At 62.2% G+C, this 1,382-nt stretch carries 1 protein-coding gene; it reads right to left on the reverse strand.

Annotated features, from left to right (window positions below; translation table 11 throughout):
* Positions 1–29: 29 nt before the first annotated feature.
* Positions 30–1,283, reverse strand: coding sequence for an IS256 family transposase (locus tag G7A98_RS16530; RefSeq protein WP_163650771.1), 1,254 nt, complete (start codon positions 1,281–1,283; stop codon positions 30–32).
* Between the last annotated feature and the right edge of the window lie 99 nt (positions 1,284–1,382).

Genomic DNA, 1,382 nt, shown 5'->3' on the forward strand with positions numbered 1-1,382 from the left:
GAGTTATTGTCAATTCTGGTGGATGGCGGTCAGGCCGCATTCCTGTCTGACTGATCGGTTACCTGCTCCCCGTCCTGGAACTTGACGTTGCTGACGACCAGCTCCAGCTTTTGGAAGTGCTTGATGCGCCTCCAGCGCTTCTGAGCGCTCTGGAGCAGCTTGAAGACCATCGCCAAGGTCGTCGCCCGGGAACCGCAGTTCCGGCTGCGCTTGGTTCGTAGCCGGACCGTGGCGAAGGTCGACTCGATCGGGTTGGTGGTGCGGATATGCACCCAATGCTCTGCCGGGTAGTCGTAGAACGCCAGCAGCTCGTCCCGATCCTTGGCCAGGCACGCCATCGCCTTGGGGTACTTGGCCTCGAAGCGCTTCAGCGTGCGATCAAAGGCCTTGTGCGCATCAAAGCGGGTCTCGGCCATCCAGATGTCATGGAGGTCGGCCTTGACCTTGGGTTGTACCGACTTTGGCAGCTTGTTCAGCACGTTAGCCGTCTTGTGGACCCAGCAGCGCTGATGCTCGGTTTCCGGATAAATCTTGCTCAGCGCTGCCCAGAACCCCATGGCACCGTCGCCTACCGCCAGTTTCGGGGCCGTGGTCAGGCCACGTTCTCGCAGGCCCGTCAGCAGGGTCTCCCAACTGGCCGCCGACTCGCGGAAACCGTCCTCGACGGCCACCAGTTCCTTGCGACCATGCTCGGTGACGCCGATGATCACCAGCAGGCACAGGCGGTCATCCATGCGGACGTTGCTGTAGATTCCGTCGGCCCACCAGTAGACGTAGCGCCGGTCGGCCAGGTCCCGCTTCCGCCACTCAGTATGCTCGTCTTCCCACTGCTTCTTGAGCCGTGACACGGTGTTGGCCGACAGACCCTTGGCCTGGTCGCCCAGCAGCGCCGCCAGGGCCTCCTGGTAGTCACCGGTGGAAATCCCCTTCAGGTAGAGCCAGGGGATCAGCTCCTCGATGCTGCGGGCTCGTTTCAGATAGGGCGGCAGCAGGCTACTGTTGAAGCGAACGCCACCCCCACTGCGGTCACGCACTTTGGGCACCTGCACGCTGACATCCCCGACCCCGGTCTGGACGGTGCGCTCGGGCAGGTAGCCGTTGCGGACCACAGCCTGGCGTCCATCGTCGAGCCGCTGATCGGCATACTGCGCCAGGAAGGTGGCCAGCTCGGCCTCGACGGCCTTGGCGATCAGGTCACGGGCACCTTGGCGCAGCAGCTCGTGCAGCGGGTCGGTGACTTGGGGTTCTGGTTGTGAAAGAGCTTGGAGGGTAGAATCGGTCATGGCGTATCCATTCCGTGTTGATTGTGATCTGGCGAGATCAATCAACAGGATACGCCACCCTTCCTACCTCCTCCCATACACCAGAAGTCACCATAGCTC

Origin of the sequence: Modicisalibacter sp. 'Wilcox' (assembly GCF_010993675.1) — a bacterium.
GTDB classification, from domain to species: domain Bacteria; phylum Pseudomonadota; class Gammaproteobacteria; order Pseudomonadales; family Halomonadaceae; genus Modicisalibacter; species Modicisalibacter tunisiensis.